Here is a 6,691-nt window from a genome sequence, read left to right as displayed (position 1 = left end):
CACCGAAACCCGCTACCCCGGCACCGACCGGACCCTGCGATTTGAGATCAAAAACAAAGAAACGTCAGCCAACAATTAAAACGCTATGTCCAGAGTCCTGAGCCCAGGGCGGGCCACGGGCGTCTGTCAAAGGCCGGTGATGCCTGGAGAGGAACTGTGATCAGGCGCGGATGTCCCAGCTGATGTGACGGCGGACGTCCGTAAGGTTCATGGACTCCGCCACGAACAGGTCGTCCAGCATGTATTCGTCCACCGCGAGGATCCGGATCCAATGCCCATAATCCGGGGTTGCCGCTTCGAGTGACTGGCTGGCCACGCAGACGCCGGTTTCCACGTCGATCCGCACCCGGTTGCTGCCGGGTAGGCAGAGCGGAGCGGCAGGATCCGCGGGCCGGTAGGACGCGGTAGGCGTCACGGTTGCCTCCAGCGCCGGCCGGCCCTCGTGTTCGACCCGGCGCACGGCGTCGACGTCCACGGCGTTGGTGCCCGGGAACTCGATGGGGACAGGGGCGCTCCCGGCGAGTTCCACGGGATCAAGGGCAGCCGAGAAGCGGCCGTTCCCGAAGCCCGGCTCGCCGTATGCTGCCTCCGGCCGGCGCCTGACCAGGCCGCCGTCGTCGTAAACGGGCGCCACCAGGTGGGGCGGCAGCAGCCAGGACTTCCGGGTGGCGCTGACGTACAACCCGTCCTTGGAATCGTTGATGCCGGTGGTGCTGTGGAGGACAAGCCGGTCGGCGGTTTCCAGGCGCAGCGCCCCGGGCCGGCGCAGCCAGGCGCGGACCAGGGGAGCGGACGGGTCCGGTACGTCGGTGAACGGTTCATCCCAGTATTCAAAGCGCAGGGACTGCCACTTCCAGGGGGAAGAACGGCAAAGGTTCCGGAACATGGTGCTCAGGTCCGCAGCGTCGGCGCTGCCCTCCGGATCCGGCCGGCGCCTGGTGTCCCATGTCGACATATCCACAGTTTACGCGTGGGCTCTGCGGTGCGGCGCGCGAATCCAGTAGCATCCGAGGGGTGATCCGACGACTCGATGGACTGTGGGATGCCACCCCGCTGGCGTTCTGGCTGGTGCTGGCCGCATGTGCCTATTTTTTTGTTATGGCAGTCCGCCTCACGGTTATCGACGTGCGCCACCATCTGCTGCCCAACCGGATTGTCTTCCCGTCCTACGGTGTGGCGGGGGTCCTGTTGCTCGCGGCGGCCTTGGTGCACGTGATCGCCGGTCCTGCCGCGCTCGTGGTGTCACCCGACGGTGCCGCCGAGCTCCTGGGGATCCCGGCGCTGCGCATCCTGGCGGGGGGAGCGGTTCTGTGGGCCTTCTATTTTGTCCTGCGGATGGTTTACCCGCCCGGCATGGGCTTTGGCGACGTGAAGCTGGCCGGCGTCCTGGGGATGTACCTTGGCTATCTCGGCTGGGGGCACGTTTTTGCCGGGACCTTCGCAGCTTTCCTGCTGGGAGGCCTCTGGTCCATGGCCCTGCTGGCGGCCCGCCGCGGCACATTGAAGTCTTCCATCCCGTTCGGCCCGTTTATGCTCGCCGGCGCCACTGCCGCCATGCTCCTGCCCGCTTAGCGCGAGAGGACACTTGCGGCCCCGGTCCGCAGGCGCGCCGAGAAGATGATCCAGATGCGTTTCTGGGTCAGCAGCAGCGGGCCGGCTGCCGCTTTGGGACCGACGGTGGTGGTCATGATGATCCTTTGGAGGTGGTGGGGAGGTTCTGCGCGAACAGGGTCTTGAGGGCCCGGGCGTCTTCGAGGAGCAGCTCCGGGAAACTGCGGGTGTTCGACGCCGAGAAGTATGTTCCGTGCGCGTGGTGGGCTACGGCGGTGATCGCGGTGACGGCCATGACCACTACCGGGTGATCGGCGGGGACGCCTTCACGTTGGGCGATGAGCTGGCGGGATGCGGCGTCGCGTTCGGCGCTGATGCCGACGATCTTTGCCACCAGCTGCGGCTCTTTTTTGATCGCGGCGATGAGCTGGCGGACATTGGTGGCGGACTCGGAGTCCACTTTCGCCGCCCAGATGTCCTGGGTGAGCTGGATGAGGTCGGCCAGGAGGGATTCGGAGATGGTTCCCGGTTCGCCGCCGCCGGCCAGGAAGCCGGCCATGAGTTCGCCGGGGTGCTCGTCGTCGTGATGGCCGAGGATGGCGTCTTCCTTGGTGGGGAAGTAGTTGAAGAACGTCCGGCGGGAGATGCCCGCCTCTTCGCAGACTTCCTCGACCGTGAAGCCGTTGAGCCCTTTGGTCGCGGTCAACGAGCGCGCGGCGGCAGTGACAGCCTGGCGCGTCTGCTGGCGCTTGCGTTCCCGGAGGCCGCCGTCGATGTTTGCACTATTTTCCACAAAGTAAAGTTTTGCACTAAACTACTGAGAGTGCAAAAAAGGCAAGCGCCACGCACGACGGCGGCCGGCGCCTTCCGTGGGGAAGGTGCCGGCCGCCGTCGTTCGTAAAGGGGCCACCGCCGTCTGGGCCCACGCTACCGAGGGGCCCCTATCGAGCTTGCGAGATTGGGGAGGTAGCGGGGAGGGTTCCCTGGCTGAGCGGAGCGAAGCAAGGGAGGCGGTGGGGACCTATGCCTTGTGCGGCGGGCGCGTCATGGACATAACGTCCAGCGCGGTGTCCAGCTGCTCTTCGGTGACCTCGCCGCGCTCCAGGAAGCCCATGGCGACGACGGTCTCACGGATGGTGAGGCCCTCGGCCACTGCCTTCTTGGCGATTTTGGCCGCGTTCTCGTAGCCGATGTACTTGTTCAGCGGAGTCACGATCGAGGGGGAGGCCTCGGCCAGGAAGCGGGCGCGCTCCACGTTGGCGGTGATGCCGTCGATCATCTTGTCCGCCATGACGCGGCTGGTGTTGGCCAGCAGGCGGATCGACTCGAGCAGGTTGGCGGCCATCACGGGGATGCCGACATTGAGCTCGAAGGCGCCGTTGGTGCCGGACCAGGCGATGGCGGTGTCGTTGCCGATGACCTGGGCGCAGACCATGATGGATGCCTCGCAGATGACCGGGTTGACCTTGCCCGGCATGATCGAGGAGCCCGGCTGCAGGTCCGGGATGGCGATTTCGCCGAGGCCGGTGTTGGGGCCGGAGCCCATCCAGCGGAGGTCATTGTTGATCTTCATGAAGGAGATCGCGATGTTGCGCAGCTGGCTTGAGCCTTCGATGAGGCCGTCGCGGTTGGCCTGGGCCTCGAAGTGGTCGCGGGCCTCGGTCAGCGGCAGGCCGGTGTCCGTGGCGAGCAGTTCGATGACACGTTCCGGGAAGCCGGCAGGGGTGTTGATGCCGGTGCCCACCGCGGTGCCGCCGAGCGGAACTTCGGCAACACGGGGGAGGGCGGCGTTGATGCGCTCGATGCCGTAGCGGACCTGGGCTGCGTAGCCGCCGAACTCCTGGCCGAGCGTCACCGGGGTGGCGTCCATGAGGTGGGTGCGGCCGGACTTGACGACGTCCTTGAACTCCACGGCCTTGCGTTCCAGCGACTCGGCCAGGTAGACGAACGCCGGGATGAGGTCGTTGATCAGGGCCGAGGTGGCGGCGACGTGGACCGAGGTGGGGAAGACGTCGTTGGAGGACTGTGAGGCGTTGACGTGGTCGTTCGGGTGGACAACTTTGTCACTCCCGGCGGCTTTGAGGGCACGCGTGGCCAGCTCGGCGAGGACCTCGTTCATGTTCATGTTCGAGGACGTGCCGGAACCGGTCTGGAAGACGTCGATGGGGAAGTCGCCGTCGTACTTGCCGGCAGCTACCTCATCGGCAGCCGCAGCGATCGCCTTGGCCAGCTCGCCGTCGAGCACCCCAAGTTCTGCGTTGGCCTGCGCGGCAGCCTTCTTGACCCGGGCCAGCGCCTCGATGTGCGCGCGTTCCAGGGTCTTGCCGGAGATGGGGAAGTTTTCAACTGCACGCTGCGTCTGTGCACGGTACAGGGCGTTCACGGGGACGCGGACTTCGCCCATCGTGTCGTGTTCAATGCGGAATTCTTCAGTGGAAGTCATGGGGCTAGCTTAGGGCGATCGGGGGCCCGGACTAAAACCGTGAACCGCATGCTACGGGCACTGATTCGGGCTGGGCCTAGACCTCGCCGATCCCGGAAACCACGTTGGCGTGGCCCTCGGCGAGGCTGTACGAGAGGCCGATCACCGCGGCGCGGCCGTCCTCGATTGCGGCCGAAATCACACGGGAGCTGTCCACCAGGCGCTTGGACGTCTGCTTCACGTGCTCCACCACCATGTCGTTGATCTCGTGCTCGCCGTTCCGCATGGACGTCAAGACAGAAGGCGTGATGCGTTCCACCAGGTCCCGCATAAAGCCCACCGGCATGTTGCCGGTGTCCACTGCGGACTTGGTGGCACTGACGGCGCCGCAGCTGTCATGTCCCAGCACCACGATCAGCGGCACCCCCAGCACACTGATGCTGTACTCGAGGGAGCCCAGGACGGCGTCGTCAATCACCTGGCCGGCGGTGCGCACCACAAAGGCGTCCCCCAGGCCGAGGTCGAAGATAATCTCCGCGGCGAGCCGGGAGTCCGAGCAGCCGAAGATCACGGCAAACGGGTGCTGGTTTTCCACCAGCGACGACCGGCGGGACGCGTCCTGGTTCGGGTGCGACGATTCGCCGGCAACAAAGCGTTCGTTGCCTTCGCGCATGCGGCGCCAGGCAAGGGCAGGGGTCAGGTAGGTAGCCACGGGCTTACTTTACGGGGCGGTGCTGGCTGACGGTGAAACTGTGACGGCCGGGTTGGCGTCCATGGACTGTACGACGGCGGTGGCGAGTTCGGCGAATTCGTCCAGCTGAGCGCTTCCCGTCAGGACAACGGTGGTTCCGCGGTAATTCAGCACCATGCTCTTCTCGCCTTTGCCGGTGTCACGCAGCTCCCAGTCCTGTCCGCCCGCCGCACGCGTTCCCGTCACGGGAGCGCTCTTGGTCTGCTGGACGAGCCAGGTGGGGTTGGACTGGCGGGTCTGGACCAGGCTGATGAAGGACTCGTTCGGTGTCAGGTAGCCAACTTCCCACGTGGGAACGCCGCTGCCGCTGCCCGACTCCCATCGGGCGTAGTTGGACGTGAACGACTTGCCGGTGTCCGGTGTTACGGGTGTGAATCCCGCCACATCCGTGGCGTTCCGGGCCACTGCGCCGACGTCGATGTTCGGGCGGAATCCGTCGCTCTTGGGGAGGGGGTTCATCAGGATGATGGGCAGGAAGGCGGCGATGCTGACCACCAGGGCAACGATCATGCCGATCACGGAGGCATTGGCGCGCTTCGCCGCGGCGGCCGGGATTACTGGGCGGACGGGGGCTGTTTCGGCAGTGCCTGCGCCGTCGCCGTTTGCTCCGGATTCGGAGGGGTCGGGCCCGGGGCTGGTCTTTTCCTGCTTTTCACTCACCCCTCTATAGTCGCCCATGTTTACGCGCAACTCACAGTCGGGGGAGGGCGGGGGACTCCGGGCCCATGTTGCAGGACTGCGTCATGCCACGCCCCGACGGCGCCGCCACGACTATGATCAGTACCAGAGGAATCACCGCACCGGCTGAATCCGGCCGCGCGGGTCCAATGATCGCCACTCGAAGAAGAGGTTCACGTGTCACCAGCGCCTATGACCCAGCAGTACTCTACGATTTCCCCCTCCCTGGCCGTGGGCATCGACGAGCCAGACCGAAACCTCGCCCTTGAGCTTGTCCGCGTCACCGAGGCCGCGGCCATCGCCGGCGGCCACTGGGTTGGTTTCGGCGACAAGAACAAGGCGGACGGCGCGGCCGTTGACGCCATGCGCTCCTTCCTTCACACGGTCCACTTCAACGGCGTTGTGGTCATCGGCGAAGGCGAAAAAGACGAAGCCCCCATGCTGTTCAACGGCGAACACGTTGGCGACGGCACCGGTCCTGAGTGCGACGTTGCCGTGGACCCGATCGACGGCACCCGCCTGGCCGCCCTCGGCATCAACAACGCGCTGGCAGTCCTCGCCGTGGCTGAGCGCGGCTCCATGTTCGATCCGTCCGCGGTGTTCTACATGGAAAAGCTCGTCACGGGGCCGGAAGCCGCCGACATGGTGGACCTCCGCCTGCCGGTCAAGCAGAACCTGCACCTGATCGCCAAGGCAAAGGGCGTGAAGGTCAACCAGCTCAACGTCATGATCCTTGACCGCGACCGCCATCGCCCCCTGGTCGAAGAGATCCGCGAAGCCGGTGCGCGCACCAAGTTCATCATGGACGGTGACGTCGCCGGGGCAATCGCCGCAGCCCGCTCCGGCACCGGCGTCGACGCCCTCATGGGTATCGGCGGCACGCCGGAAGGCATCGTTGCTGCCTGCGCCATCAAGTCACTCGGCGGCGTCATCCAGGGCCGCCTGTGGCCCACGAGCGACGACGAGAAGCAGAAGGCCATCGACGCTGGCCACGACCTGGACCGCGTGCTGTCCACCAACGACCTCGTGTCCAGCGACAACTGCTACTTCGCGGCCACCGGCATCACCGACGGCGACCTCCTCCGGGGCGTTCGCTACTCCAAGGACAAGGTCCTGACGCAGTCCATCGTGATGCGTTCAAAGTCCGGCACCATCCGCTTCGTTGATGGTGAGCACCAGGCCAGCAAGTGGGAAGGCTACGCCCGCAAGAACTAGCAGGTTCTTCACCCCGCGTACCCTGCGCGAACTGGCAGCTAATGACCCCAAATTCCTGATTTGGCGTCATCAGC

General features: G+C 65.6%; 7 protein-coding genes. 2 read left to right on the top strand and 5 right to left on the bottom strand.

The features are described from left to right. Positions 1 to 160 precede the first annotated feature (160 nt). Positions 161 to 955, bottom strand: coding sequence for a hypothetical protein (locus ACX80X_RS01350; RefSeq protein ID WP_459310984.1), 795 nt, complete (start codon positions 953 to 955; stop codon positions 161 to 163). Between the two features lie 59 nt (positions 956 to 1,014). On the opposite strand from ACX80X_RS01350, the gene ACX80X_RS01345 reads away from it, so the two are divergent. Then, a complete protein-coding gene (locus tag ACX80X_RS01345; RefSeq protein WP_459310982.1) occupies positions 1,015 to 1,572 on the top strand; it encodes a prepilin peptidase in 558 nt (185 codons plus the stop codon). A 112-nt stretch (positions 1,573 to 1,684) separates the two neighbouring features. Here the strand turns inward: ACX80X_RS01345 and ACX80X_RS01340 are convergent, their stop codons facing one another. The 4 genes from ACX80X_RS01340 to ACX80X_RS01325 all read right to left on the bottom strand — a co-directional run bounded on the left by ACX80X_RS01340 (position 1,685) and on the right by ACX80X_RS01325 (position 5,402). Continuing rightward, the gene (locus ACX80X_RS01340; RefSeq protein WP_459310980.1) at positions 1,685 to 2,344 is read right to left on the bottom strand and encodes a TetR/AcrR family transcriptional regulator; all 660 of its coding nucleotides are present in this window, start codon (positions 2,342 to 2,344) and stop codon (positions 1,685 to 1,687) included. Between the two features lie 228 nt (positions 2,345 to 2,572). Then, positions 2,573 to 3,994 (bottom strand): class II fumarate hydratase, encoded by a 1,422-nt coding sequence (locus ACX80X_RS01335; protein ID WP_252602357.1) that lies wholly within the window; start codon positions 3,992 to 3,994, stop codon positions 2,573 to 2,575. A 76-nt stretch (positions 3,995 to 4,070) separates the two neighbouring features. After that, positions 4,071 to 4,685 carry a carbonic anhydrase gene (locus ACX80X_RS01330; RefSeq protein ID WP_104060993.1) on the bottom strand — a complete coding sequence of 205 codons (615 nt, stop codon included), beginning with the start codon at positions 4,683 to 4,685 and terminating at the stop codon, positions 4,071 to 4,073. A gap of 9 nt (positions 4,686 to 4,694) precedes the next feature. Then, entirely contained in the window at positions 4,695 to 5,402 is a 708-nt protein-coding gene (locus ACX80X_RS01325) for a DUF4245 domain-containing protein (RefSeq protein ID WP_252602355.1), read from the bottom strand. 192 nt (positions 5,403 to 5,594) lie between these two features. Here ACX80X_RS01325 and glpX point away from each other — a divergent pair, with 192 nt between their 5' ends. Further along, positions 5,595 to 6,617, top strand: coding sequence for a class II fructose-bisphosphatase (gene glpX / locus ACX80X_RS01320; protein WP_252566698.1), 1,023 nt, complete (start codon positions 5,595 to 5,597; stop codon positions 6,615 to 6,617). Positions 6,618 to 6,691: the final 74 nt, after the last annotated feature.

This window comes from Pseudarthrobacter sp. MDT3-1 (assembly GCF_054510755.1).
This window is presented reverse-complemented; position numbering and strand designations above follow the sequence as displayed.